This window comes from Scytonema hofmannii PCC 7110, assembly GCF_000346485.2.
Taxonomy (GTDB): Bacteria; Cyanobacteriota; Cyanobacteriia; order Cyanobacteriales; family Nostocaceae; genus Scytonema; species Scytonema hofmannii.
On record NZ_KQ976354.1, the window covers coordinates 8,993,225 to 9,016,934 of the forward strand.

At 41.7% G+C, this 23,710-nt stretch carries 26 protein-coding genes; 10 read left to right on the forward strand and 16 right to left on the reverse strand.

Going from position 1 to position 23,710, the window contains the following annotated elements; translation table 11 throughout:
- Nucleotides 1-4: 4 nt before the first annotated feature.
- The 6 genes from WA1_RS38005 to WA1_RS38025 all read right to left on the reverse strand — a co-directional run bounded on the left by WA1_RS38005 (nt 5) and on the right by WA1_RS38025 (nt 4,525).
- Complete coding sequence (locus tag WA1_RS38005; protein WP_017748007.1) at nt 5-1,423, reverse strand: PrsW family glutamic-type intramembrane protease; 1,419 nt, start codon at nt 1,421-1,423, stop codon at nt 5-7.
- A 174-nt stretch (nt 1,424-1,597) separates the two neighbouring features.
- The gene (locus WA1_RS38010) at nt 1,598-2,200 is read right to left on the reverse strand and encodes a DJ-1/PfpI family protein (protein ID WP_017748008.1); all 603 of its coding nucleotides are present in this window, start codon (nt 2,198-2,200) and stop codon (nt 1,598-1,600) included.
- A 168-nt stretch (nt 2,201-2,368) separates the two neighbouring features.
- The gene (locus WA1_RS38015) at nt 2,369-2,824 is read right to left on the reverse strand and encodes a phosphate-starvation-inducible PsiE family protein (RefSeq protein ID WP_017748009.1); all 456 of its coding nucleotides are present in this window, start codon (nt 2,822-2,824) and stop codon (nt 2,369-2,371) included.
- Between the two features lie 557 nt (nt 2,825-3,381).
- Nucleotides 3,382-3,546 (reverse strand): DUF7689 domain-containing protein, encoded by a 165-nt coding sequence (locus tag WA1_RS57600; protein WP_158516747.1) that lies wholly within the window; start codon nt 3,544-3,546, stop codon nt 3,382-3,384.
- Between the two features lie 87 nt (nt 3,547-3,633).
- Complete coding sequence (locus tag WA1_RS38020; protein ID WP_017748010.1) at nt 3,634-3,936, reverse strand: KGK domain-containing protein; 303 nt, start codon at nt 3,934-3,936, stop codon at nt 3,634-3,636.
- 169 nt (nt 3,937-4,105) lie between these two features.
- Entirely contained in the window at nt 4,106-4,525 is a 420-nt protein-coding gene (locus WA1_RS38025; RefSeq protein ID WP_017748011.1) for a helix-turn-helix domain-containing protein, read from the reverse strand.
- 210 nt (nt 4,526-4,735) lie between these two features.
- Here WA1_RS38025 and WA1_RS61435 point away from each other — a divergent pair, with 210 nt between their 5' ends.
- Nucleotides 4,736-5,890 carry a hypothetical protein gene (locus tag WA1_RS61435; protein WP_017748012.1) on the forward strand — a complete coding sequence of 385 codons (1,155 nt, stop codon included), beginning with the start codon at nt 4,736-4,738 and terminating at the stop codon, nt 5,888-5,890.
- A gap of 260 nt (nt 5,891-6,150) precedes the next feature.
- Here WA1_RS61435 and WA1_RS61440 read toward each other — a convergent pair whose 3' ends face one another.
- A complete protein-coding gene (locus WA1_RS61440) occupies nt 6,151-6,303 on the reverse strand; it encodes a DUF2326 domain-containing protein (RefSeq protein WP_336389853.1) in 153 nt (50 codons plus the stop codon).
- Nucleotides 6,304-7,049: 746 nt separating this feature from the next.
- Here WA1_RS61440 and WA1_RS38035 point away from each other — a divergent pair.
- From WA1_RS38035 to WA1_RS38045, 3 genes are all read left to right on the forward strand, one after another.
- Nucleotides 7,050-7,262 carry a hypothetical protein gene (locus tag WA1_RS38035; protein WP_017748013.1) on the forward strand — a complete coding sequence of 71 codons (213 nt, stop codon included), beginning with the start codon at nt 7,050-7,052 and terminating at the stop codon, nt 7,260-7,262.
- Nucleotides 7,252-7,752, forward strand: coding sequence for a DUF3850 domain-containing protein (locus tag WA1_RS38040; RefSeq protein ID WP_017748014.1), 501 nt, complete (start codon nt 7,252-7,254; stop codon nt 7,750-7,752). Before WA1_RS38035 ends, WA1_RS38040 begins: the two co-directional genes overlap by 11 nt.
- A 248-nt stretch (nt 7,753-8,000) precedes the next feature.
- Entirely contained in the window at nt 8,001-8,552 is a 552-nt protein-coding gene (locus tag WA1_RS38045) for an ATP-binding protein (RefSeq protein ID WP_017748015.1), read from the forward strand.
- A gap of 82 nt (nt 8,553-8,634) precedes the next feature.
- Here WA1_RS38045 and WA1_RS38050 read toward each other — a convergent pair whose 3' ends face one another.
- The 5 genes from WA1_RS38050 to WA1_RS38070 all read right to left on the reverse strand — a co-directional run bounded on the left by WA1_RS38050 (nt 8,635) and on the right by WA1_RS38070 (nt 15,640).
- Entirely contained in the window at nt 8,635-8,859 is a 225-nt protein-coding gene (locus WA1_RS38050) for a hypothetical protein (protein WP_017748016.1), read from the reverse strand.
- A gap of 218 nt (nt 8,860-9,077) precedes the next feature.
- Nucleotides 9,078-11,270: a molybdopterin oxidoreductase family protein gene (locus WA1_RS38055; protein ID WP_017748017.1), complete on the reverse strand. Its 2,193-nt coding sequence runs from the start codon at nt 11,268-11,270 to the stop codon at nt 9,078-9,080.
- A gap of 142 nt (nt 11,271-11,412) precedes the next feature.
- Entirely contained in the window at nt 11,413-12,927 is a 1,515-nt protein-coding gene (locus WA1_RS38060; protein WP_017748018.1) for a NarK family nitrate/nitrite MFS transporter, read from the reverse strand.
- Between the two features lie 59 nt (nt 12,928-12,986).
- Nucleotides 12,987-14,627, reverse strand: a complete 1,641-nt coding sequence (locus WA1_RS38065) for a ferredoxin--nitrite reductase (RefSeq protein ID WP_017748019.1) — start codon at nt 14,625-14,627, stop codon at nt 12,987-12,989.
- A gap of 806 nt (nt 14,628-15,433) precedes the next feature.
- Nucleotides 15,434-15,640 carry a hypothetical protein gene (locus tag WA1_RS38070; protein ID WP_017748021.1) on the reverse strand — a complete coding sequence of 69 codons (207 nt, stop codon included), beginning with the start codon at nt 15,638-15,640 and terminating at the stop codon, nt 15,434-15,436.
- Between the two features lie 276 nt (nt 15,641-15,916).
- Between WA1_RS38070 and WA1_RS38075 the strand changes: the two genes are divergently transcribed.
- From WA1_RS38075 to WA1_RS38085, 3 genes are all read left to right on the forward strand, one after another.
- The gene (locus WA1_RS38075; RefSeq protein ID WP_017748022.1) at nt 15,917-16,264 is read left to right on the forward strand and encodes an STAS-like domain-containing protein; all 348 of its coding nucleotides are present in this window, start codon (nt 15,917-15,919) and stop codon (nt 16,262-16,264) included.
- Between the two features lie 3 nt (nt 16,265-16,267).
- Nucleotides 16,268-16,888: a hypothetical protein gene (locus WA1_RS38080; protein ID WP_017748023.1), complete on the forward strand. Its 621-nt coding sequence runs from the start codon at nt 16,268-16,270 to the stop codon at nt 16,886-16,888.
- Between the two features lie 254 nt (nt 16,889-17,142).
- Nucleotides 17,143-18,432 carry a HEAT repeat domain-containing protein gene (locus WA1_RS38085; RefSeq protein ID WP_017748024.1) on the forward strand — a complete coding sequence of 430 codons (1,290 nt, stop codon included), beginning with the start codon at nt 17,143-17,145 and terminating at the stop codon, nt 18,430-18,432.
- A gap of 61 nt (nt 18,433-18,493) precedes the next feature.
- Here WA1_RS38085 and WA1_RS57605 read toward each other — a convergent pair whose 3' ends face one another.
- Nucleotides 18,494-18,634, reverse strand: coding sequence for a hypothetical protein (locus WA1_RS57605; protein WP_158516748.1), 141 nt, complete (start codon nt 18,632-18,634; stop codon nt 18,494-18,496).
- A gap of 1 nt (nt 18,635) precedes the next feature.
- Between WA1_RS57605 and WA1_RS38090 the strand changes: the two genes are divergently transcribed.
- The 3 genes from WA1_RS38090 (at nt 18,636) to WA1_RS38100 (ending at nt 21,523) form a co-directional block, all read left to right on the forward strand.
- Complete coding sequence (locus WA1_RS38090) at nt 18,636-19,193, forward strand: Uma2 family endonuclease (protein WP_017748025.1); 558 nt, start codon at nt 18,636-18,638, stop codon at nt 19,191-19,193.
- Between the two features lie 256 nt (nt 19,194-19,449).
- Nucleotides 19,450-20,400: a LysR family transcriptional regulator gene (locus WA1_RS38095; protein WP_017748026.1), complete on the forward strand. Its 951-nt coding sequence runs from the start codon at nt 19,450-19,452 to the stop codon at nt 20,398-20,400.
- A 58-nt stretch (nt 20,401-20,458) separates the two neighbouring features.
- Complete coding sequence (locus tag WA1_RS38100; protein ID WP_017748027.1) at nt 20,459-21,523, forward strand: anthranilate phosphoribosyltransferase family protein; 1,065 nt, start codon at nt 20,459-20,461, stop codon at nt 21,521-21,523.
- Here WA1_RS38100 and WA1_RS38105 read toward each other — a convergent pair.
- The 3 genes from WA1_RS38105 to WA1_RS38115 form a co-directional block, all read right to left on the reverse strand.
- Nucleotides 21,517-22,419: an MBL fold metallo-hydrolase gene (locus WA1_RS38105; protein WP_017748028.1), complete on the reverse strand. Its 903-nt coding sequence runs from the start codon at nt 22,417-22,419 to the stop codon at nt 21,517-21,519. The genes WA1_RS38100 and WA1_RS38105 overlap by 7 nt on opposite strands.
- Nucleotides 22,420-22,430: 11 nt before the next feature.
- The gene (panD, locus tag WA1_RS38110; RefSeq protein WP_017748029.1) at nt 22,431-22,814 is read right to left on the reverse strand and encodes an aspartate 1-decarboxylase; all 384 of its coding nucleotides are present in this window, start codon (nt 22,812-22,814) and stop codon (nt 22,431-22,433) included.
- A gap of 127 nt (nt 22,815-22,941) precedes the next feature.
- Nucleotides 22,942-23,484, reverse strand: coding sequence for an inorganic diphosphatase (locus WA1_RS38115; protein ID WP_017748030.1), 543 nt, complete (start codon nt 23,482-23,484; stop codon nt 22,942-22,944).
- Nucleotides 23,485-23,710 lie beyond the last annotated feature (226 nt).

A 23,710-nucleotide genomic window follows, 5' to 3' on the forward strand; every position in this document is an offset into this window, starting at 1 on the left:
AGTATTACTTTCCGAGAAAACGTGTAGCAAAATTTTGCGATCGAGTTGGTGAAAGTGCGCGAGCCTTAAGAATTGCTGCCATCAAGAAGGCATAAGACAGCACACCAACAACAACTAATAGGAAGCCATTAAGCACGCCTGTTGCGTTCCATAAAGCGTGCAATCCAGATGCGGTCAAATAACCAACGAGTAGAATTTGCCAACTTTTAGAGGGTTTGAGAACTGCTAATCCAATAAAATAGCCAAAATAACCGCTATAAGCCATATGTCCGGCAACAGAACCTAAGATGCGTGGAATCAGGAGTTGTAAACCTACGAGTTGACCGGTATCTTGTCCTGATTCTTGTAGAACGGCTTGAGTAATTTGTGGCACGTATTGCCTGAGAGTTTCCGTCATAGTGAAACCAACAGCTGAAGCTGTTCCCAGCAAAATTCCATCAAGAGGTTCCGAAACACCTACACGTTCGCGCCATGGGGATGGTAAAACTTTGCCAATAAAATACGCTCCAAAAATCGGGATTGCTTTGAGCAATTCTTCCATCAAGCCAGCACCAAAAAACATCCGTACTAGCAATTCCGTAAAGGTAACAGATTCTTGTTCTGTAGGCAGGTTACCGGGCAAAATACCGCGAAACACAAATATAAATAAATCTAATATGGGAGTTCCCAAACGCTTCCAGGGATATCCCAAAACTTGTGCCGTAGTTAATGCCGAAATCATCAGCACCCACCAAGGCTTTTGCTTACCACACAACTGGTAGATAAAGTAGTAGGCAACAAAAGCTATGTAAGTTGCCACTACTTTTTGGTTCATGTTATTTGGTTGACCTACAGTCGCAAACATCAGTACCACGAATACAACCGTGATAATTCCTGGTATGAGGTAAGCTTTACGAGTTAGATCTTTCCCAGTAGAAATAATGGGAAACAGTTGTGTGAAACTAAGATAGTCTTGGCTGGGTGGGGGACTGGGATTGTAATGAGCTGTTAGCGATTGGTGCTGATTGGCAGGAGGAAGGGGGCTTGCACTTGTTTGAAAAACGACTGTAGTTTGGTAGTTGAGTTCGTACTCAAAAAAGAATTCTGGACCATCTGGACCTAGAGTGATGCGATCTCCTGACATCAATTGCTGACAACCCTGCAACCGTTGTCCGTTTAGATAAGTACCATTAGCACTACTTAAATCGCAGATTACCCAGCTACATTCTGCATCTGGCGATGAGGAGAGAGGACGAACAACTGCATGGCGACGTGACACCATGCGATACATCATGGCATCTAGAACAAGCTGGCAACTTGGGTCACGTCCAATGACTACTTCTTGAGTGGGAAGTAGCGAGTGTTGAACTTCTGACACAAAAGCAGCTCCTTTGCCAGTTACTTGCCGCAGAATTGCTTTCTGTCTTGCATTTTTGCCTGTCATCTAGTTACAGGGTATTTTAATCTATTATCTAAAATAATTCGCCAGTAAGACGAAACCATAACCACCTAATACCAAAATTTCTAAATACAATTTGGCTTACTTCATACAAAGATCGCAAGCCATAAAGTACAAATTTAAATGTGGACACCTCGATTGGGGATAAAGGTGGAAAAGCTAATCCACAGATGCTAGTTCTAAATGCTCGACTTTAGTCCCCAAAACCTTGAGAAATGCGGCTAACCAATGAGGATGAGCGGGCCAAGCTGGTGCTGTTACCAAATTACCATCAACAACCACTTCATCTACTGGAACATTTATATAAGTCCCACCAGCAAGGCGTATATCTGGGCTGCAAGCTGGATAAGCCGTGCATTTCTTACCTTGTAGAACATCAGCAGCAGCCAATAACTGCAAACCGTGACAAATGGCAGCAATTGGTTTATTTGCTTCAGCAAAGTGACGCGTTATCGCGATCGCCCTCGGATTCAGGCGGATATACTCTGGAGCGCGTCCTCCTGGAATAACCAGGGCATCATAAGTGCTGGGGTCTACTTCTGTAAAAGTGGCATTTAAGGTAAAGTTGTGACCCAGTTTTTCACTGTAAGTCTGGTCTCCTTCAAAATCGTGAACAGCAGTCCTGACTTTCTCACCAGCTTTTTTATCAGGGCAAACCGCATGAACCGTGTGTCCCACCATTTGCAACGCTTGAAAGGGAACCATTACCTCATAGTCTTCTACATAGTCTCCCACTAGCATCAGAAGTTTTTTGGCTGCCATGTCGGTATCCCCTGTGTCATGTTATTTGTCAATACTATGCTAAAGTGCATTTTATATGCAACTTGACAAATTGTTCAATCTTTTGTACGAAATGCATCCTATCCACAAAAGTTATGCGGGTAACTGTTGTTAACCCGCATAAATAGGTTTATCTAGACTCAATCATCTTTAATGTTTCGACTTACTGCTATTACGAATTATCCAATAACTGATAGACAAAGCCAGAATAGCAATTCCCAGACCTATAATATCAACACCCGTAACTTTTCCTAAATCCAGAATAATAATCTTCCTGGCAACAGCAATTAAAGAAGTCACAACGACTAATTCAACTTGAAAAATGTGCTTCCGAAGATAAGCAGTGATATTTTCTAAAATTTCTAAAGCAATTAAAATATTTAAGAATAAACCAAATATTTTATATAATGTAGCGTTAAACTTCCCGTAATCCGTAACAAACAGTTCGTCGAGAAGAAGTATTCCTAAATCCCCAACTGCTACCAGAATCACTATTACCAGTAAAAGAGATAAGACTTTAGATACTATCACTTCTATGTCTTCAACGAAGCGCACGAAATTATCTTCGCTTAAAGCTTCTTTGATCAGTTTAATAGCTCTCCTCATTTAAAAACTCCTGCAAGGTTGGAAACCACGCTTATTTAGAGCGCGGAGGTAAACCGAGTTCAAGGGTATTACACGTAGGGGGATAATGCGTTGTCAGATTGTTTGAACAAGTGTCACTTGGAGAGTGACGTGCAGCACTTATTTATATATATGATGGGCAATGCCCACCAAAAACCCTGTAGGGTAAGTGTTGCCTACTCTATACTACTTAAAATTTGTTATGACAAATTTAGGATTACTATAAACTTTTAGAGATGATTTATGAAGTACATTTAAAGACATCAATATTAAAGCACGAGATCGCATTAGGATGCAACGTGTGAGGGTGGATAAATAAGGTGGAAATGACATGAAAAACATATAAGACAGACTTAACAGATGCACAATTGCTAATTATTGAACCACTGATTCCACCAGCAAAACCATGTAGAAAACGAAGAACTATCAATATGCATGAAATAGTCCTAAAAAATTGGCCGCACTTAGGGTAAGATAAAGAGTTTTACCAAATGCGATTGCCCCTTCGCAAGCAACACCCCTCATTAATCTTGTCCAATTTAGTACTTTAGTAGCGATCGCTTTAAAATTTGCTTGACAGACTCGTACATTTCGCTTGTCAATCCATCTAGTTCATGCTCAATATCTTCCCATTGATCGAGTTTGCTCCACTTTCCGTTCGTGCAAATAAGAAGCAGTGGCGGTTGTTGGGAGTAAAGAGCCATGGTGTCAGAGAGCGATAAGCAAAGCTTAAGTCTTCGGCTATCGCATTGCTAGCAGTAGTTATGGCTCACCAATGACTAACGATCCCCCTACCCTTGCTCCCCATTGTGGATGATAGCTAACGACGGCTGTACTTCTAGTTGTTGCTCTGCCTTATCAGGAAAGAATTTCAAGCAAAACTGAATTTTTCCTTTACGCCAGCCACCGCCCGTCTGAGCAATTAGTACTTCACATTCCACCCCACCTTCAGAAAACCATTTTAACTGCTCGGGTGATACACGATCTTTTAGCGCTAGCTTAATTTCGCTGACTTTTGCCGTTATGCCTTTGGTAAAACCTTTTTCTGAAGGCATAGAAACGACATCATCACTGTTCAGGCTAACTTCACTCACAACTTTTCTCCATTAACGACATAGGCATCCAGACCAAGCCTGGTTACTTTAAGTCTTCCCCTAAGTGGTTGCTAACGTGTCACTTGGGATGAAAGCACTCTGAAAAAAGTTTTGTTATGCTCAAACCACTGCGATCGCACTTGAGTAGAACGAGTCCGTATGATGAAAATCAAGCTAACTCCTCACTAACCACTAACCATACAAGTTGAGCACTAGCTTTCGTTGTTCCATTGAAGTTAGATGATTGTTGGGTAGTGCTTGTATCTTCAGTAACCGAAGTCTCAGTTGAGATAGATGTTGGAGAAGGGCGATCTCCGTCAAAAGTGTACTCAAACAAGTCGTTAGGAGTGATGCTTCGGTTATCCCCTCTAGCTCGATAAGCAATTGTTAATGCATTGCACAAACTATTAATCACTCTGCCACTAATCTGCTCAATCTCATCAGTATTTTTGAGCTTAGAAATAGACGTGCGATGAATTCCTGAGATCTCGGACAGTTCTTTATTGCTAATTTTTTTCTCCGCCATCAGTATCCTAAGTCTCCATCGAATCATTTCTTGAGAGCCTTTTTGTCTTTTATCTACTCTCATAGTTTCTCTCCTTTATGCATTAATAGCTAGGTTGCCACTAGCTTCTCTAACAATTTATCATTTTTTGTAGTAAGCAAGATTCTTTTGCTGTAATATAAATTATATTGTAGCTTGCACGCTGCATAAAAAAACAAAACAAAAGGCGACCGCACTCATTCTTGATGAAAGGCGCGATCGCCTAGAAATCAAATTATATAACAGTTACTTATCATGCCACAACTTCAAGCTCTTGCGCCAAACGAACAAATTCTTGCTCAACGAGAATTAAACCAATACATCTTCGCCCAAGCCAATGCCATAGCCTCAGAAACCCCTGGTGATTCCTTTGATGCACTCGCATATGCCAGTCAAGACATCCTGACTCACGCCATAATGCTTGCTCAACAACAGGAGCATTTATCTAAGAAAGAGTATAAAAAGCTGCTTAAACAGTACGGTTGGAAAAATGAAGACCGAAAGTATTTGAAAGTGGCTGAAGTATTCAAGCACTTTGCGGCTCAAGATTTAGCGCAAATCGAGCCAGCAACGCTCTTCCGTTTGGCAAATAATCCCAAGAAGTATCAAAGCGTTATTGACCAGCTGCTCTCTTCACCAGAAATTACCCAACAAACAGTTCGAGACCTCATTGCCCTTTCTCGACAACCCAAGGAAGAAAAACCAGAACAACCGAGCATTTGGCGGCGGACGAAGAATGGGGAGCGTTACTGCCAAATTCCTCCAATTCACGAGACTGACGAACAGACTGGAACGACTTTACAAAAGATGATGGATGAAGAAGGCTTAACGGCACAGCGCATTATTGCTGAAGCGGTAGCTCTACGGCAGGCATACAAGGAAGGGCGGTTGGTGTTGGTGGAAAGCTCTGAGTTATCTGATGAAGAGGTTCGGGTTGAGAACTTTAACACGGACGCTAACACTGAGATGAGTGAGGACAACACGGAAGGTGAATGGACTTTCGAGCCAGAACCGGAAAAAGATGATTTTACGGAAGATTATGATACCGTCGTTGAACCCGAACCAGAACACTGCACCCAGTCTCCCGTTGAGCTGTTAATTGAAACGTTTCAAACTGCCAACATTTGGGAGGAAATAAGAGTTGCTGTGGCTGTTCGTGAAGATTACAAGCAAGAAGCATGGGCGGCTCTAACACCCTTGGAGAAGAAGCGGGTGAGAGAGTTAATGCCAATTGAGGTGAGGAAACTATCAGAGGCTAAGAAGGAGGGTTTGATTGTTAGTTTTAAAGAATTGAGAGAAGGAGTTTATCAGGTGCGGCGAATGGGAAACGAGCTTGGTGAAGTAGTAAGTACATCAAGGTTGGATGCTTTTTTGGCACAATTGAGAAGCAACGGGCAAAACTTTGCTTGAAGCTGAAACAAAAGTCAAGATGAGGACGATAATGATTGCAACTATGCGTGCGCTCATACATATTTATTCTGCGGTAAAAAATTGACTTAGGCTAGAATTAAAAGTTAGCGTTTTTGTATGACTCAACAGTCTTGCTTGGATTATAGTTGTAACTCTCAATATCTCCAATTGATTAGGATAGCTTTGGTTTGAGATAAAAGGCATACACGGGAGCACAGTTCTAGCATCTTCAACGCTTACACAGGTTTGGTTAACTGTGACTAAAAGCGAATGCTCAATAGTCCTCCCTCGTCATTATCATCGGTAAGTCTTAGCCTTACAAACGAATTAAAATCAAAGTCATCGGCAAATTCTGATGTGGGAATCATATCTGAGTTAAAAGTACAAATATTCTGTACTTTGAGAATATGCACCCTAACAAGATTTACGTGAAGAAATAGATAGATGGGCGATCGCAAACATTTATTTGTTTCTAGTGCTAATAGGACACGAAGAAAGAGTAGAAGGAAATCTGATAATTTTATAACGGAAAGGGAGTAGTTTATATATAATAGTAAAAGTTTTTATCGCCCTATGGCACTTTAGGAGTCGAAATATGGATAAATTTTATCTAAGCTAAATTCGTTTTCTTTCAGTTGGAAAGCTTAATATCTCATTGGCTTAATAAAAAAACTGGGTTTTTGGCATTACTGTACTGACGCTTTAGAGACTAGGGGTTGGGAACTGAGAAAGAGACATTTTCATCACCCTGTTGTTTTGATTTATCAGATGACATGACCGTCTATCTTGAAAATAAGAGTGTGGGATGTAGAGAAAGGTATTTTTATTTTTTTTGTAACCAATTTGTCATAATGGCTACTTAGTCAAGATTGTCAAATAATTTCTTAACGGCGTTTAGTTACAATAGTTAGCTTAACCCTTAGCTTACCTAGAGCGCCGGTCCACTAATATACGTTGACAAAAACGATATTATGTGTGATGGGAAAACGCTGATTTTGGACTAAATATTTGGGTTCGGTTTTTAGCGATCGCATTAAAACATAACGCTAAAATCGCCGATTTTAATAACCCCCATATTTTGCGTTTTACGTCAAGCACTTCTACTGGACCGGCGCTCTAGGCTTGGTAAAATTAATTAGTATACTTTTGAGCACAAACTATGGAAATTCAGACAGTCCTTTACATTTATTCATTTCCTACGTATCTACGGGAACAGCCACGAGTTAAAATTGGCAAAACTTCTGGGAGTATTGCTGCCGATCGTGACTTAATCAACAACGGTGTTCTTAATGGAACACCTCAAAGAATGCACAGCCTTCCTTTAGAACGTTGTAAAAAAGCTATTGAACTTGGAGGTCTTTATGCAGGCTAAATACATCAAAGTTCTAAGTATCAAGCGAGTTTATGCTGAACGTATTGTTGATGGTACTAAAAAACTTGAATTGCGAAAGCGTTCAATTGGAATAGAATTAGGGGATTTAATTCTTTTGTACGAAACTACACCTGATTCTGTCATTAAGGGAGGCTTTGTTGCTGATAAAACTATATCCTTACCTGTTTCTGAAATGTGGAGTAAGTATCATCCTATTCTAGGAGTAGACAAAGAGTTCTATGATATGTATTTTGAGAACTGTGAATTGGCATACGGTACTTTTATATATCAAAACTTTCTTTTCCCTGCACTGTCTCTGAAACAAATACAAGAACTTTGCCCTGGTTTTACACCACCACAAGCCACAATAAACTGGCGTAAGGATTGGTACATTCAGCCTGAATGGACTGATGCACTTAATCAGGGAAGAAATGGTTTAATGGAGGAAGGAAGACTATGTAAACAGTTAGATCTATTTGCCTTAAAGTAGATAAAGCTAATTAATATGATTCACTTTCATGGCTAAATAAAATGATGATGCACTCATTGTACTGTAAGGTCAAAAAGTAATAAAAAATCTTTATGGAAGTTAGAGTTATTTATTTAATTTAAGCTTATAGGCAGTATATTATAGGCAAAAATACCTTTGTTGATAGCTCTCATCTTATAAGTTTTTCAAGCCAAACATAAAATTGTTTTGAAATTTATCATTTCTATCAGCTTTAAAAAATAAACAACATGAGAAAACGTAAACTTATTTTTGTTGGTGGAGTACATGGTGTTGGGAAAACAACACTTTGTAAAGAGATAGAATCAAAATTTCATGTTGAGCATTTTTCAGCTAGCAATTTGATTTCAAGAGAGAAGCAAGAAGAACATCTTCTTAACAAACGAGTTGAGAAGATTGGTGAAAATCAAAATATTTTATTAACAGCAATAAATAAGTATTTAAAGAATGAAAATTGGTATTTACTGGATGGGCATTTTTGCTTATTAAATAAGGATAATGAAATTACTAAAATACCAGAATCAACATATGATGGCATTTGTCCCAATGCTATTCTTCTCTTAGTTGACAAACCAGAAGATATTTATGCTCGTTTAAGCTCAAGAGATAGTATTAAACATGATTTAGCTCTGCTTAAATATTTTCAAGAACAAGAAATTGGTTATGCTGAATACATTAGTGATAAATTAAATATTCCTTATCTAATTTATCACCTTACTGAAAGTAAAAACAAAGTATATACTTTTATTGAAAGTTTAGTGACTCAAGCAGTATCTGAATAAGAATTTTTCTGTCCTTTGTGATACGTCAGCAATCGCGTCCAAAACCTTCTCAATCAACTTTCCTGTGAACAACAACAAATGGCTAAAGCGATTTGCAACGCTCTTTATGCTCACTTAAAAAACCATCTATAAATACTAAAGCTTTAGAACTTTCTGCTGGATTCACATCAAGAGGTAACATAGCGTTGGCTCTGGTAGAAATGGGAGCATCTGGCGTAGTCACAAAAGGATTTTTCAGTCTGTTCCTATATCCACGTGGGTTGATGCTACCAAGCTTGCTAAAGCACTGCGAAATGCTACCGCTCATGGTGCTCTTTCACCTACCAAAGTTAAAGAATGGGGTTTTCGAGAGGTGTTTCTAACCCTACCCGATAATTTAGCGGAGATTGTCGTGGCTCGTTTGCGAAAATTAACGAGTCACTAAGTCTGCTGAGGTACAAATTTATCAGCGTCCATCTGCGTTCATCTGCGGTTAATTTTTCTTTCCATACCTCACGAAAGTGGGAATTGCCATATAATAAGCAATTACAAGTGTGCGGCTTGGCGTGATGGCTGACGTTGATAACTAGCAACTGTTAGATCGACAGTCACTGGAACAATCTGTACTGCACAAGCTTTTAATTCTGGTTGCAAGGAGTCAGGACAAGATTCTGGGTGAGTTAAAGCATTGGCTTCAGCATTATTCGCCCACAAAGCTCCCCAGTGCATGGGAACAAACACTGTACCAGGTGCGATCGCACGAGTCACTTTGACTGGAAACTTAGCTTTGCCACGACGCGATCGCACTTCCACCGATTGATTATCGTTCACGCGCAGAATCGCTGCATCGCGAGGATGAATCTCAATAAACGGTTCGGGATGCATTTGACGAATTTTTTCAATTCGACCTGTACGCGTTTGGGTATGCCAGTGTCCGTAAAGCCTTCCGGTTGTCAGCACAAAAGGATAATTGGGATCTGGGGGTTCAGCCAAACCTCGCGAGTGATACGCTGCAAATCGGGCGCGTCCATCTGGAGTGTGGAAACGTAAATCGGTGTAGAGCCTTTTAGAGGGAGTAGGGTTAGTACTGGAACACGGCCATTGAAGTGGACCTTGCACTTGAAGTCGTTCGTGAGTGATAGCTGTCATATCACAAGGGCGATCGCGAGTCAATTTGACAAACTCAGAGTAAACTTCACTTGAGTTAGCAAAAGCAAACTCTTTCACATAGCCCAGCCTGCGTCCAACTTCTGCAAAAATTTCCCAATCTGCTTTGGCTTCTCCCGGTGGCTGACGAAATGCCGGACATAAGGTCACTCTCCGCTCGGAATTGGTCATGACACCAGTTTTTTCACTCCACTGAGCTGCTGGTAACAAGACATGAGCATAAGCTGCAGTTTCCGTTGGATAGTAAGCATCCTGGTAAACAGTGAAAGGCGATCGCAACAACGCTGCTTTTGTTCGTTCTAAATCTGGCATACTCACAGCCGGATTGGTAGCAGCAATCCACAACATCCCTACAGCACCATTTTCCAGCCCAGTTATCATATCCCAAGCCGTTAAACCGGGTGTAGGTGAAATTCGTCCTGATGGAAGTCCCCACAGTTCCTCAACTTCTGCTCTATGCTGGGGATTTTTTACCAATCGGTAACCAGGTAACAAATGCGCTAAACCTCCCGCTTCGCGCCCCCCCATTGCGTTAGGTTGACCTGTCAGAGAAAATGGTCCCGCCCCTAGTTTCCCAATTTGCCCGGTCATCAAGTGGAGGTTAATAATTGTTCTGACCTTAGCCGTTCCTTCTGAGGATTGATTCACACCCATTGACCACAAAGACAGGACTCTCTGAGATTCACCCCAGTAACGAGCGGCTGTTTCTAAATCTTCGACACTAATCCCGCATTGATGAGAAACGACTTCTGGGGAATAATGGCGAATCACTTCTGCATATGAAGGAAAGTTACTCGTGCAATCCTCAATAAATCCAGGATCGATATAGCCCCAACGCATCAACAAATGAGCAATCCCGTTCAATAAATCGATATCTGTTCCAGGGCGAATCGCTAAATGTAAATCTGCAGCTTCTGCGGTTGGGGTGCGGCGCGGATCGACCACAATCATTTTGACTTTGCGATTCTTTTTGTGGTATTTTTCTAGCCTGTTAAAAATAATAGGATGACATTCTGCTGTGTTGGTACCAATTAAAAACGCACAGTCAGTTAATTCTAAATCTTCATAACAACACGGAGGACCATCCGAACCAAAGCTTTGAATGTACCCAGCTACCGCACTGGACATACACAAGCGAGAGTTAGCATCAAAATTATTGCTCCCCAAACACCCTTTTAAAAGTTTCTGGGCGATATAGTAGTCCTCAGTTTGAAACTGACCGGAACCATACATACAAATAGCTTCCGGTCCTTGAGTGAAGCGTACTGTTTGAATGCGTTTGACAATGATATCAAAAGCCTCATCCCAGCTAGCACGACGAAACTTTTGATCTAAAGATTCTCGTACCATTGGGTAGTGGAGTCTATTTTTATCCAAAGATTCTGCTATTGTGGCACCTTTAACACAAACCATTCCCTGGCTAGATGGGTGTGCTTTGTCTCCTCGCACTCGCCAAGTAGGAGTTCCCTGGCTATCTCTATGAGTTGGTTTGCCAAGTTGTGCTGGAGGTGATACTTCTAATCCACAGCCAACACCACAATAGGGACAAAGAGTTTTGGTAAATTCAGTCATGATAAAAATTAATATTTAACCGCAGCCTGTAGCTGACGCACGCAGATGGAGTCTACTTATGTCTTCATAGAGGGTATATAAATATACTCTCTATGAATGCCATCTGTTCGTGCGGTAGAATAACCTCGTTCGTGAAGGGATTTTATTCTTCTGCTAAAATTCCGGGATTGGGGACAGTCTTTTGAGTTTCTCTCTCTGGAGATTCTCCTTCATAAGCAGCAGCAAAGGAGCCTTTTGGTTCTTTTAAGAAGAAAGCACACAGACAAGCGCAAATCATAGCTGCTATACCCATTGTGGCAAATAGTGTTGATGGGTTGGTTAAACTGTAAATTGTGAGATAAACTACGCCACCAAAATTACCGTATGCTCCTACATTGCCTGCAATTTGTCCCGTGGCTTCTTTTTTAATCAAAGGTACAATACCGTAGGTTGCACCGCAGCCAGCTTGGGCAAAATATGCAGCAAACATCGTAACTGCGATCGCCAGTGGTAAAGGCCAACTGCTGTTAATGGAGTGTGCCATCAAATAACCTATAGAGATGCCAACACTAATAATAGTCATCGTCCATTTGCGAGAGCCAAATTTATCAGAAATTAACCCTCCACTAGGACGAGAAACTAAGTTTAAGAAGGGATAACTAGCCGCGATCATTGCAGCAGCCACGTGCTCTAAACCAAAGGTTTTTTCAAAAAATGCAGGGAGCATGGAAACAGCCGCAAGTTCGGAACCAAAGTTAGTGACGTAAGTAAATTCTAGTAAAGCTACTTGACCAAATTGATACCGTTCTGAAGGAGCGTAAGTTTTCTTACCAACAAGAAGCTCTTTATTCACTTGCCAAGCTTTGTAAGTTTGATAAGCAAATAATCCAGCTAACAGTACCCAAATCAAGTACATTTGAGCTTGATTGAAAAAGTGAATATTTTTTTGTGCTAAACGCCAAGCAAGTAAACCCAAGGCAAAAATCAAACCAAAATTCGAGAGAATCATTGCCCAGAAGCTTTTAACACTAGTCACTTCAAGAGCACCATTCTTCTTAGGAGTCTTATAGACTTTACCAGAAGGCGTATCTTGGACATTGTTGTAGTAGATTGCGCCATAGACTGCAGAGACAATACCTGTTAGGGCGATCGCAAACCGCCAGTTAGAAGCACCACCAGTCATAAAACTAGCAGCAACAGCAATCAGAGGTAAGCTAAATTCCGCCCCAAAAGCCCCAAAGTTACCCCAACCGCCATAAACACCTTGAGCAATTCCAATCTCTTTAGGAGGAAACCATTCCGACACCATCCGAATACCCACAACAAAGCCTGCACCTACAATACCCATCAGCAGGCGGCTGAGAACGAGATGGTGAAAGTTTTGTGATAATGCTGTTGCAAAACAGGGAACAGCAGCAAACATCAGCAGCAATGAGTAGGTAATTTTAGGACCAAAACGATCCAAAAGCATACCAATAATAATGCGTGCTGGAATGGTCAGAGCAAGGTTGCAAATACCCAACGTTTTTATTTGCTCTGGTGCAAGATGAAGTTCCTTCCCAATAGTTGTAGCGAAGGGAGCAAAGTTAAACCAACAAACAAAAGTCAGAAAGAAAGCAAACCAAGTTTGGTGCAGAATCCGATAACGCCCTTGAAACGATAATAATCCTTTAAGCATGGTAAAAAAATTGTTGTGAAGAGTTCTTTGTCACTGGTCACTGGTCACTGGTCACTGATTTAAACTGTTACAGCTTCTCGCAAACGTGCGTCAAAGTGTTCAATAATCAGTTCGCGTAAAACTGGTAACAAGTCCTCGCAGGGAATTCCTTTAGCAACACACGATCCCAGGTGAGCATCTTTGCCAACTTTGCCACCCATATATATGTCAACGCCTTCCACTGCTTTACCATTTTTACGAGCTTTGGTTCCCATCAAACCAATATCTGCCACTTGAGGCTGTCCGCAGGAGTTCGGACAGCCTGTCCAATGAATTCGCACAGGATGAGTGACTTCTAACTCCATTTCCAGTTCTTTAATCATCGCTAATGCACGATTTTTAGTTTCGATGAGAGCAAAGTTACAAAATTGTGCGCCCGTGCAAGAAACTAATGCTCTTGTTAGAGGAGCTGGGTTAACACTAAATTTCTCTAGAAGAGGCTCAGTTAATAAGGTTTCTAACCGCGAATCAGAAACGTCTGGGATAATGAAGTTCTCTTCTACAGTCAGGCGAATTTCTCCACTACCATAAACTTCCGCTAAACGAGCCATGTCAAACATATCTTCGGCATATAATCGACCAACAGGAACGTGCAAGCCTACATAGTTTAATCCTGGTTGTTTTTGCTTGTGGACTCCGATGTGGTCGCGTTTTTCCCAGTCAATTTCATCCTTTGCTGCTGCACTGGGCAATGGTGTGCCTAACTTACGTTCAACTTCGTCACGGAATTTTTCTATGCCCCACTCATCAATTAACCACATCAAGCGGGATTTTAAACGATTCGCACGCGAGCCATTGTCACGAAAAACTTCCAAAACGGCTCTACAGACAGCGACAACATCCTCAGGCGGAACCCAAGCATTCAAAGGGATTGCTGCTTCACAACGTTTGGCAGAGAAAAAGCCTCCCACTAGGATGTTAAAGCCAAATCTTTTTTGGGGAGTGGTGAGTAGGGAGTGGGGAGTAGGGGAAGAAGAAGTTGTCACAGTTTCTTCTCCATTGCCCATTGCCCATTGCCCATTGTCCTCTTTAAAAGCGGGTACAAAAGCCAAATCGTTGATTTCAGCGTGAACAGAGTTATCACGTCCACCAGTAATCGCAATGTTAAACTTCCGTGGAAGGTTGGTAAATTCAGGGTTTCCTTCGCCATTGTTGGTGACCATATCTTGTATTTGTTGCACCAACTCTCGTGTATCGAACAATTCCTCTGCATCCAACCCTGCGACAGGATCGCCTGTGATGTTGCGGACGTTGTCCATCCCTGACTGCACACTGGTTAAGCCCACTGAATGGAATTTCTCAAATATGTCTGGAAGGTCTTCAATACGAATACCCCGCAATTGAATATTCTGTCTGGTGGTAATATCCGCGCTACCATCGTCGCCGTAACGTTGTAGGACTTCCGCTAAGACACGCATTTGGTCGCTTGTGATAATACCGTTGGGCATCCGCAACCGCATCATAAACTTGCCAGGGGTGACAGGGCGAAAAAATACGCCTACCCACTTAAGTCTATGGTCGCGGTCGGTTTCATCCATTGCTTCCCAACCTAGAGACGCAAATTTCTCTATTTCTGCCTTAACACTGAGTCCGTCTTTTTCGGCTTTGAATTTTTCAAACTTATTTAAGCTGGCTGTGGAGGTAGATACTTTGTCAGTCATAATCTCACTCTGATTACAAATTGTTGGTTTTGGCTGACTTTTTGTGCCTTCGCGAAGCGAAAACCGATCATAGTGCTTATCGCAGTTCTATTTAAATGAGATACAGTTTCAGTATTGAAAATGCCTACAATCAATATTTACCGATTTTGGATTTTAGATTTACGATTTTGGATCGATCCCACAGATGAATTTGGGAGCTTGAAACTAAAAATTGTATTTAATCCAAAATCCAAAATCTAAAATTGTTGCGGTCATTAAATCATGACAAATTTGTCATCCTATGTATTTTATAAATTGCCTGATTCACTTCAACTATTTATTTCGTTAACGATTTATACCCACCTAATTTAAGCGCGTCCAGTGATTCAAATCGTATATTCTGTTACAGAATTAGATGAGCAATGAATAAATTGTATCGTCATGATGCAATATTTACATAATGTAATATTTGCATAAAAACAAGCAGAGAACAGAAATCATACATCTCTTCTTAAACAATTCTCAGAAACCCGGTATCTGGGAGATACCGGGTTTCTTTGTCTCACGAATAATTTAGGAATGCTATATAACTGATAAGTTTTTTCTATGACCAATTATTTTCTAATGCAAAATCTAAAATTTACTAGTTCAATCTGCTGCATCATCATGAGCAAAATATTCATAGAAGTCTTTTGTATCCCGATCGGCAAAAATGACTCAGGACTTACGCAAAAATTGCTAGAAACCTTGATTTATCGAACCGCCAAGACGCCAAGAGCGCCAAGAATTCGTAGAGCGTGCGTAAGTCCTATGACTAACTCACTTCCTTATTCGTAAAAAGAACCCATGACTTCAGCATCTGTAGCTAAATTCAGTTCTTTTTGAAGAGGAACTTTCGATTTTGTAGTGATTTTTTCACGAATTAACTTTGATGCGATTTCAATCACTTCCAAACCTTCTTCAGTCGTCATCTTTTTTAGCGCTTCCAAGACTTCTGCTTTGGTTATAACTAAATTTTTCTTAGATGCTAGCATGCACTTCATGTTAGATCGCCTTAAATGATTGCTCCATGCGATCGCGCAAAGCACCCGCTCTTCTGGAGCATCCCATTTCCTGGGGTTCGCCTACTACTTACGGTAAAATGTGTGCTAAATTGAGTACAACTTTAGGGTACTTTTGTTGTACTTCACAGCTTTATCTGTCGATTTAGATAAAATGAAATTGCGTTTCGGTGCCATGAGTCTTATTACTGCCTAGCTTGCTGAAGTTCCCCAACCCAAGAAGCCACTGTTTTAAAGGGAGATATAGAAATGATATATAAGATTTACGATATCGTGGGAAAATACGCTATTACTGCTGACGGTGGGCAGAAGGTATATGACCAGATTCATCCAAAACTGCTTGCTGGTAATCAGGTAGAGTTAGATTTGACTGGGGTTAAAGTTTTTGCGTCTCCATTCTTTAACTTTGCGATTGGTCAACTTTTAAAGGATATTGGAGCAGATGACCTTAATCGCTTGCTAAAATTTACGGCTCTAAATAACAACGGGCAGAATGTTTTAGAGCGAGTCATCGCCAACTCTAAGGAATACTACTCTAATCCACAATACCGAGAGGCTGTGGATACTGTGCTAGAGGAGTACTTAGCTAATTTCTAGTATATGGCTGTTATCCTCAATGTTCAGGCAGATGTCATTGATATTGGAACTGATATGCCAAGACAGAATGATATTTTCCTTGTAGATACCAACGTCTGGTTTTGGCAGACTTATATAAATGCCGGATTTGGTGCTAAAGGCTACCAAATTCGCAATTATCCTAACTATCTCAACCAAGCTCTTTCCAATGGTGCCACATTAACCTACTCCGGACTTATATTAGCTGAACTTGCTCATATTATTGAGAGAACTGAGCGTGATATTTACATCCAATCTCATGGTTCTTTAAAACCCAAGGAATACCGTCATAACTTTCCAGGCGAACGAGTAAAAGTTGTGTCAGAAGTTCAGTCTGCTTGGAGTCAGGTCAAAGCACTTGCTGTTCCTGTCAATCTAATAGTAGATGACGCAACAACCGATGCAGCCTTAGATCGATTTAAAACTCAAGCTGTTGATGGCTACGACCTGCTGATTCTCGAAGCCATTAATAAAGCTGGCGCAGGACAAGTCAAAATTATCACAGATGATATGGACTACGCTGTTGTTCCAAACATTCAAGTTTTTACAAGTAACCGCGAAGCCATCCAAGCTGCTACTATGCAGAGTAAGTTAGTGGTGCGTTAGGTGGTTGACTGCATCATCTCTTCTACGACTTCTTTAGCAAGCGCATTCACTAACTAAGGCATTTATCCAAAGCATTCTAGTCTATAAGTTCCCAAATCTCAATCAGCACAAAGCACCCATCTCTCTGGAGCATCGCAATTCCTAGGGTTCGCCTACTACTTACGGTAAACTGTACGCGTACTATTTATCAAATCGGGGTTTTGTGATTCTCATGCAAGTGATTAAAATTAATTAGTCAAGCGTGTTTGGGAAGTATGGCAATTGTGAACAACATCAATCAGCTAGTGTTACAGGCAGAAGAGGCGTATGAAGCAGCCGATTGGTCTTTGCTGATTCAAAGTTTGCAACAGTTGACTCTGGAAGAAAAGTCAGAATATCCTGAAGAAGAGAAAAATCAAGAACGTTTGTTGGAATTAGCACTTTCAGCCCTAGAAAGTGGAGATTTTCAACAACGCTGGGAAATTGCTAAAGTATTTCCCCGCTTGGGCAAAATTGTTATCCCCGAACTCATTGCTATTTTAGAAGATCGAGACGCAGAGGAAGAATTGCGCTGGTATGCAGCAAGAATTTTAGGTGATTTGAAAAGCCGGGATGCGATCGCGCCTTTGATGGAATTGCTGAAAACCAATGAAAATGAGGAAATAAAGGAAGTCGCTGCGACAGCACTGGAGCAAATGGGTAAAATCGCGATCGCGACCCTGACAGAAGTGTTGGTACAAGACGACATTGGTGAGAACAGTTCTTACCACAATCCAATTCATGTTGAAGAAACACGTCTTTTGGCGGTGAAAGCACTTGCTTGCGTTCGACAAAAAGAAGTCATCCCACCTTTATTAAGTGTCGCACAAGATCCACAGGTCACAATACGAACTGTAGCGATTGAAGCGCTGAGCAGCTTTCACGATCCTCGTGTCCCACCAGTGCTTTTAAATGCTTTGGATGATGTAGCCGCTCCAGTGAGAAAAGAGGCTGTGCTGGGTTTAGGTTTTCGCCGCGATTTGTGTTCGGAATTGGACTTGGTGGCGAAACTCCAACAAAGGCTTTACGATTTTAACTTAGACGTGTGTTGCTCAGCTGCCATCGCTCTTTCTAAAATGGGTAGTGACACTGCAGCACAGCACTTATTTCAGGTCCTAGTATCGCCTTATACACCAACTCGGTTGCAATTGGAAGCTATCCGAGCTTTAAGTTGGGTTGGGACATTATGGGGGATAGAGTATTTGCAACAAGCATTCTATCAGTTGGAATTGCCAACTTTGTGGCAAGAAATTGTTACGGTTTTGGGAAGAGTCAGCCATTCAGCACTGAACGATAAAGCAACAGAAATTCTCCTCGATATTGTGCAAAAAAACCATCCATCAGTTGAAATTTCGAGTATTAAAAGCGCGATCGCTTTGTCCTTAGGTCAACTAGGGAACAAGCAAGCAATAAGTACATTAATACAAATGCAAACAGATCGAGATGCACAAGTCAGATTGCATGCAATTGCGGCACTGAAAAATTTATCTCCCGATAATTGTGGAGAAAGTAAGGGACAAAGCTGAAACTTTGAGGCAAAACTTATGACCCAATCCACTCCCTCACAATCCGATCTAACACATCATACTACTCCGGATTGTCAACGACTAATGGAACTGATAGAAGCTGAGGATGCAGCATCCCGCGTATTTTTAGTGTCGAGGGGATAGCGATCGCAGCGACCAAGTACACCTCAGCTAAAATTAAAGAAATAGCGATCGCGACCATTATGCTTACTATTGAGGAATTACAAGAATTACAAATAGAGCATCCAGATTGGCAAATGGAATTAGTGGATGGGAGTGTTGTTGTCATGGGACCATCCGATTACGAGTCAGACGAAATCGGTACCGAGCTCGCACGACAAATCGCAAATTGGGTACGTCCTCGCAAATTAGGAAGAGTAACAGGTTCCAGTGCTGGATTTATTTTGCCAACTACGAATCCTTCTCATGTTCGGGACTTACGTGCTCCTGACGTGTCCTTTGTCAAAGCCGATCGCTTAAAAAAGACCAAGCGCGATTTCGTACAGATAGTTCCAGACCTAACAGTTGAAGTAAAGTCCAAAACTGACCGCGTTAAGGTTCTGGTAGAAAAAATTCAACTTTTCCTAGAACTGGGGAGTACTGTCGGCATCCTGATTGACCCCGATGAGCGAACTGTCACGGTTTATCGACTCGGTCAAAGCCCCACAATTTTGAGGGATAACGACCAGTTGACGCTACCAGACCTGTTACCGGGATGGGAATTGAAAGTATCAGACCTGTGGCCGCCTGAATTTGATTAACTTAAGCACCAGTACAAACTCACCAGAACCATTTTGGGCAACTGCTACCCCTCAAGAACGAGCAGAGTATCTCATGCAATAGGTACAGAGCCATCAAGATGGTCTTAACTTGCCTGATGAAGCACTACGTCGAGAAAGTATTTAGGACTGATGACACTAACAACTTAAAAGCATTCTTGTAGCACACTGTACCAATTTGTGCGGGAAAGTACGCTACTTTAATGAGAGCCATAAGTGTAATTCAGGCTACATAAAAATGCGACTAGAGCAGTTGCAAGCCTTTCTGGCGATCGCAGAATCTGGCAGTTTCCAAGCAGCAGCACGAAAATGTGGTGTGACCCAATCGACAATCAGTCGCCAAATCCAGGCACTGGAAGAAGATGTGGGATTGGAACTGTTCCATAGAACGAGTCAAGCAAAGTTGACACTAGCAGGTGAGCGCTTACTTCCCCGCGCTCGTAAAATCTGTCAGGAGTGGCAAAGCGCCACACAAGAAATAGGTGATTTGCTGGCTGGAAAACAGCCAGAACTTTGTGTTGCGGCAATTCACTCCTTGTGTGCTTATTACTTGCCACCAGTTTTGCAAAAATTCTGTCATGAGTATCCAGAAGTGCAATTGCGGGTAACATCGTTAGGTAGTGACCGAGCATTAAAAGTCCTGAAAGATGGATTGGTGGATTTGGCGATTGTCATGAATAATCGCTTTTTGACCGCCGGTAAAGAAATGGTGGTTGAAGTCCTTTATGATGAACCAATAGAAGTTTTAACAGCAACAAATCATCCCCTAGCGCAATATGAAAGCATCCCCTGGTCAGAACTCGTTCGTTACCCACAAGTCGTGTTTAAAGACGGTTATGGGATGCAGCGTTTAGTACAAGATAGATTTGAGCGATTAGAAGCTCATCTACAAGCAGCTTTAGAGGTAAACACCCTTGATGCTTTCAGGGGAGTAGTGCGTCAAGGAGAACTCGTAGCTTTGCTACCTTCTTCAGCACTCGTTGAAGCTCGCAATGACCCAACTCTTGCTGTGCGAACTCTTGCTTCCAATACCAATAGTTCTGCATCTGACAATTCTAGTTTTACTCGCCGGGTGGTTATGGTAACAACTCACGATCGCCTGCAAATACCCCCAATCAAACATTTTTGGCAATTGGTCAAAGACAACGTCCCTCCACAAGCAGAATCTGTCTTGTGTTCTGCTTCTTAACAGTGACCAGTGACCAGTGACCAGTGACCAGTGACCAATGACCAATGACCAATGACCAATGAGTACAGTATTTAGGGAATTATTAAAAAAGGTAGGCAGTGGGGAACACACCTCTGAGAGTTTAACTCGTGCTGAAGCAGCCACAGCAACAAAAATGATGCTACTCGGAGAAGCGACTCCAGCCCAAATAGGCGCGTTTCTCATTGCTCACCGAATTAAACGTCCCACAGCAGAAGAGATAGCGGGTATGTTGGACACATATCATGAATTGGGACCAAAATTACAACCAATTACCAGCGCTCGCAGAGCGATTGTTTTGGGCATACCTTATGATGGTAGAACTCGCACCGCTCCTATTAGCCCTGTAACAGCTTTGCTACTTGCAGTATCTGGACAGCCAGTGGTGATGCATGGTGGCGATCGCAAACCCACCAAGTACGGGTTACCATTAATAGATATTTGGCAAGGTTTAGGTGTCGATTGGACTGGGTTGTCGTTAGAAAAAACTCAGCAAGTCTTTGAGCAAACTGGAATAGGATTTATTTATACTCCTCAGCATTTTCCCTTAACTGAAAGTCTTTGGGAATATCGCGATCAGCTAGGTAAGCGTCCACCGTTTGCGACAATGGAATTGATTTGGTGTCCTTACGCGGGGGATGCTCACATTATTGCCGGATTCGTTCATCCACCTACAGAAGGTTTATTCCAAACGGCACTGGCACTACAAGGAATAACTTATTTTACAACAGTAAAGGGTTTGGAAGGGAGTTGCGAGTTACCACGCGATCGCACGGCTATCATTGGTTTGGGAGGAGCAACACCCAAGGAAACGGGTATATCACCCATAGAGCGATTGCATTTAGTTGCTCGCGATAGCGGCTTTGCTATGAAAAATGTACCTCTAGATTCTTTGGAAGAACTGGTTGCGAATATAAAGGGAGTTTTGGATGGAAAACCTTCAGAACTGATGGATACAGCTTTATGGAATGGAGGATTTTACCTCTGGCGTTCTGGAATTTGTTCGGATATGCAAGAGGGTATAGCCAAAGCAAAAAAATTATTAACGAGTGGTGTAGTTGCTGAGAAACTGCAAAAACTTATAACACTGGTCACTGCTCACTGATTACTGGTCACTGTTAAAACCAAGCCCTCACGAGCTAAGATGGCTTTGGGGAAAATGGACTGAACCTCTGTTTGCACTTTATCTAGAAAATTATCACCATCATCTGGATGATGGTGAGAAATGACAAGTAATTTAACATCAAGATTTTGCGCTAAATCAACAGCAGTCCTCCAGTAAATTTCTGCGTGCTCGTGGATTCGTATAGATGGAGGCGTGTAGGTTGCATTAGCAATCAATAAATCTACGCCTTTGGTCAGTTGTGCAATGTGTTCTTTATCTGTATCACTTAAGCTCTGATGTAAATCTGTAATGTAAGCAACACTATACTCTTGCCAAGTGACTCGGTAGCCTACTGATTTTTGGTGATGATTAATTAATGCTGTTGCGATGGTAATATCATCTACCTTAAAGACCTTACCAGGGGCAAAATTATGGAAGTGCAAGTCTGATTGCATAATTTGTAATGGGTAGGGAAAGTGCGGTTGGAGCATTTGATCGCAAAGACATTGTTTGATAGAAGCTCCATTCAAAGCAGCTGTCCCATAAATATGGAAACAATTTTCTGCCAGAAATGCAGGTGTAAAAAAGGGAAACCCTTGAATGCGGTTTGATTGGGAGTTGCTAAAGAATAAATGAGCTTCTACCGTCTTTTGCTGCCAACTTCTTCCAAGTAAACGTAAACCAGTACCCCCATCAAAAATTAAATGTTTTTTGCCAACTTGCATTTCTACACAAGCCGTATTACCACCATATCGACTGGTGTTGTTACCTGGGCTGGGAATCAAACCCCGCACGCCCCAAAATTGTACTAAAAAGTTTGGTGCTTGTTTTTCAACTTCAGTAAGTTGCTCTTGAGTTGAATGGTTTTGGAGAGGCGACAGTTCAGAGTTTGGCATATTTGTCAAAATTAAGTCCTACTGAGCAGATCGTCGTAACGCCGCACTTCCATTAGTCGGTTTTGTTCATCCACAAGGACTACGGTGGGAGAGTGAGTTTTTAACTCTTCCAAACTGAACTGCCCGTAAGACATTATAATCAAGCGATCGCCTATAATGCCTAGACGTGCTGCAGCTCCATTCAATTCAATTGCTCCAGAATTGGCTGGCGAAGGAATTGCATAAGTAGTAAAACGCTCGCCATTGTTAATGTTCACTACATGCACGTACTCGTAGGGCAGGATACCAGCTTTATCCATCAGAAGTCGATCGATGCTAATACTTCCCACATAGTTAATATTTGCTGCTGTGAGAGTGCAATTGTGAATTTTTGCTAAGAGGAGCGTGCGCTGCATTGCAAAACAGGTATTAGGTATCAGTTATAAGTTTAAACTATAACTCAGGGAGTAAGGAGTAGAGAGTAGGGAGAAAAGAAAGCAATTACAAACTCTTCCCTAACCCCTAACCCCTAACCCCTAACCCCTATTTAGCTTCAGAATCTGAATCCCGACCTTTTTCGCTACCAGCTTTAACACACTTTTCTACCAATGGTGAGACTGTCTCAACATCCTGCCATCCGAGGATTTCTGTAACCTTCTTTTCCAAATTTTTGTAAGTGCGGAAAAATTCTTCTATTTCAGCCAGTCTGTGTGGCGCAACGTCTTTTAAAGATTTGACGTGAGCGTATCGGGGGTCTTTGTCGGGAACGCAAAGAATTTTTTCATCGCGATCGCCACCATCAATCATCTCTAACATACCAATTGGTCGTGCGGCAATCACACATCCTGGGAAGGTTGGCTCATCCATAATGACAATGCCATCAAGCGGATCGCCATCATCAGCTAGAGTGTTAGGTACAAAACCATAGTCATAAGGGTACTGTACCGAGGAATAGAGAACTCGGTCTAGAGCAAAAGCCTGTAGGTCTTTATCATATTCGTATTTGTTTTTGCTTCCGCCGGCAATTTCAATCAAAACGTTTAACAGACCTGGTTTAGGCTGAGATGGAATACGAGATAAGTCCACGACAACACTCCGTTTGCTTACTGTAAATTACGAGGGCTACACGCATAGCTCCCAGTGTAAGATTCTATCCCTAGTAGGTCACAAGAAGAAAGCGCCCAGGATAGAGGACAGAGGGCAAAGTTGATTAAATCGAAGATATCTATTCGTAGGGAAGCATAGCAGCATAGCTGTGGTTAGTGAAGGGATTTCACCACTAACCACAGTAGGAGTGCAGAACCTTGCACCT

Bases quoted from the DNA above. Each gene is read 5' to 3' on its own strand.
- WA1_RS38015 (WP_017748009.1), bottom strand. From the start codon at position 2,824: ATGAGGAGAGCTATTAAACTGATCAAAGAAGCTTTAAGCGAAGATAAT.
- WA1_RS38045 (WP_017748015.1), top strand. From the start codon at position 8,001: ATGAGAAAACGTAAACTTATTTTTGTTGGTGGAGTACATGGTGTTGGG.
- WA1_RS38035 (WP_017748013.1), top strand. From the start codon at position 7,050: ATGGAAATTCAGACAGTCCTTTACATTTATTCATTTCCTACGTATCTA.
- WA1_RS38075 (WP_017748022.1), top strand. From the start codon at position 15,917: ATGATATATAAGATTTACGATATCGTGGGAAAATACGCTATTACTGCT.
- WA1_RS38055 (WP_017748017.1), bottom strand. From the start codon at position 11,270: ATGACTGAATTTACCAAAACTCTTTGTCCCTATTGTGGTGTTGGCTGT.
- WA1_RS57605 (WP_158516748.1), bottom strand. From the start codon at position 18,634: ATGGTCGCGATCGCTATTTCTTTAATTTTAGCTGAGGTGTACTTGGTC.
- panD (WP_017748029.1), bottom strand. From the start codon at position 22,814: ATGCAGCGCACGCTCCTCTTAGCAAAAATTCACAATTGCACTCTCACA.
- WA1_RS38090 (WP_017748025.1), top strand. From the start codon at position 18,636: ATGCTTACTATTGAGGAATTACAAGAATTACAAATAGAGCATCCAGAT.
- WA1_RS38095 (WP_017748026.1), top strand. From the start codon at position 19,450: ATGCGACTAGAGCAGTTGCAAGCCTTTCTGGCGATCGCAGAATCTGGC.
- WA1_RS38060 (WP_017748018.1), bottom strand. From the start codon at position 12,927: ATGCTTAAAGGATTATTATCGTTTCAAGGGCGTTATCGGATTCTGCAC.
- WA1_RS38050 (WP_017748016.1), bottom strand. From the start codon at position 8,859: ATGAGCGGTAGCATTTCGCAGTGCTTTAGCAAGCTTGGTAGCATCAAC.
- WA1_RS61435 (WP_017748012.1), top strand. From the start codon at position 4,736: ATGCCACAACTTCAAGCTCTTGCGCCAAACGAACAAATTCTTGCTCAA.
- WA1_RS38070 (WP_017748021.1), bottom strand. From the start codon at position 15,640: ATGCTAGCATCTAAGAAAAATTTAGTTATAACCAAAGCAGAAGTCTTG.
- WA1_RS38105 (WP_017748028.1), bottom strand. From the start codon at position 22,419: ATGCCAAACTCTGAACTGTCGCCTCTCCAAAACCATTCAACTCAAGAG.
- WA1_RS38080 (WP_017748023.1), top strand. From the start codon at position 16,268: ATGGCTGTTATCCTCAATGTTCAGGCAGATGTCATTGATATTGGAACT.
- WA1_RS38065 (WP_017748019.1), bottom strand. From the start codon at position 14,627: ATGACTGACAAAGTATCTACCTCCACAGCCAGCTTAAATAAGTTTGAA.
- WA1_RS38025 (WP_017748011.1), bottom strand. From the start codon at position 4,525: ATGAGAGTAGATAAAAGACAAAAAGGCTCTCAAGAAATGATTCGATGG.
- WA1_RS57600 (WP_158516747.1), bottom strand. From the start codon at position 3,546: ATGGCTCTTTACTCCCAACAACCGCCACTGCTTCTTATTTGCACGAAC.
- WA1_RS38010 (WP_017748008.1), bottom strand. From the start codon at position 2,200: ATGGCAGCCAAAAAACTTCTGATGCTAGTGGGAGACTATGTAGAAGAC.
- WA1_RS38005 (WP_017748007.1), bottom strand. From the start codon at position 1,423: ATGACAGGCAAAAATGCAAGACAGAAAGCAATTCTGCGGCAAGTAACT.
- WA1_RS38040 (WP_017748014.1), top strand. From the start codon at position 7,252: ATGCAGGCTAAATACATCAAAGTTCTAAGTATCAAGCGAGTTTATGCT.
- WA1_RS38100 (WP_017748027.1), top strand. From the start codon at position 20,459: ATGAGTACAGTATTTAGGGAATTATTAAAAAAGGTAGGCAGTGGGGAA.
- WA1_RS38085 (WP_017748024.1), top strand. From the start codon at position 17,143: ATGGCAATTGTGAACAACATCAATCAGCTAGTGTTACAGGCAGAAGAG.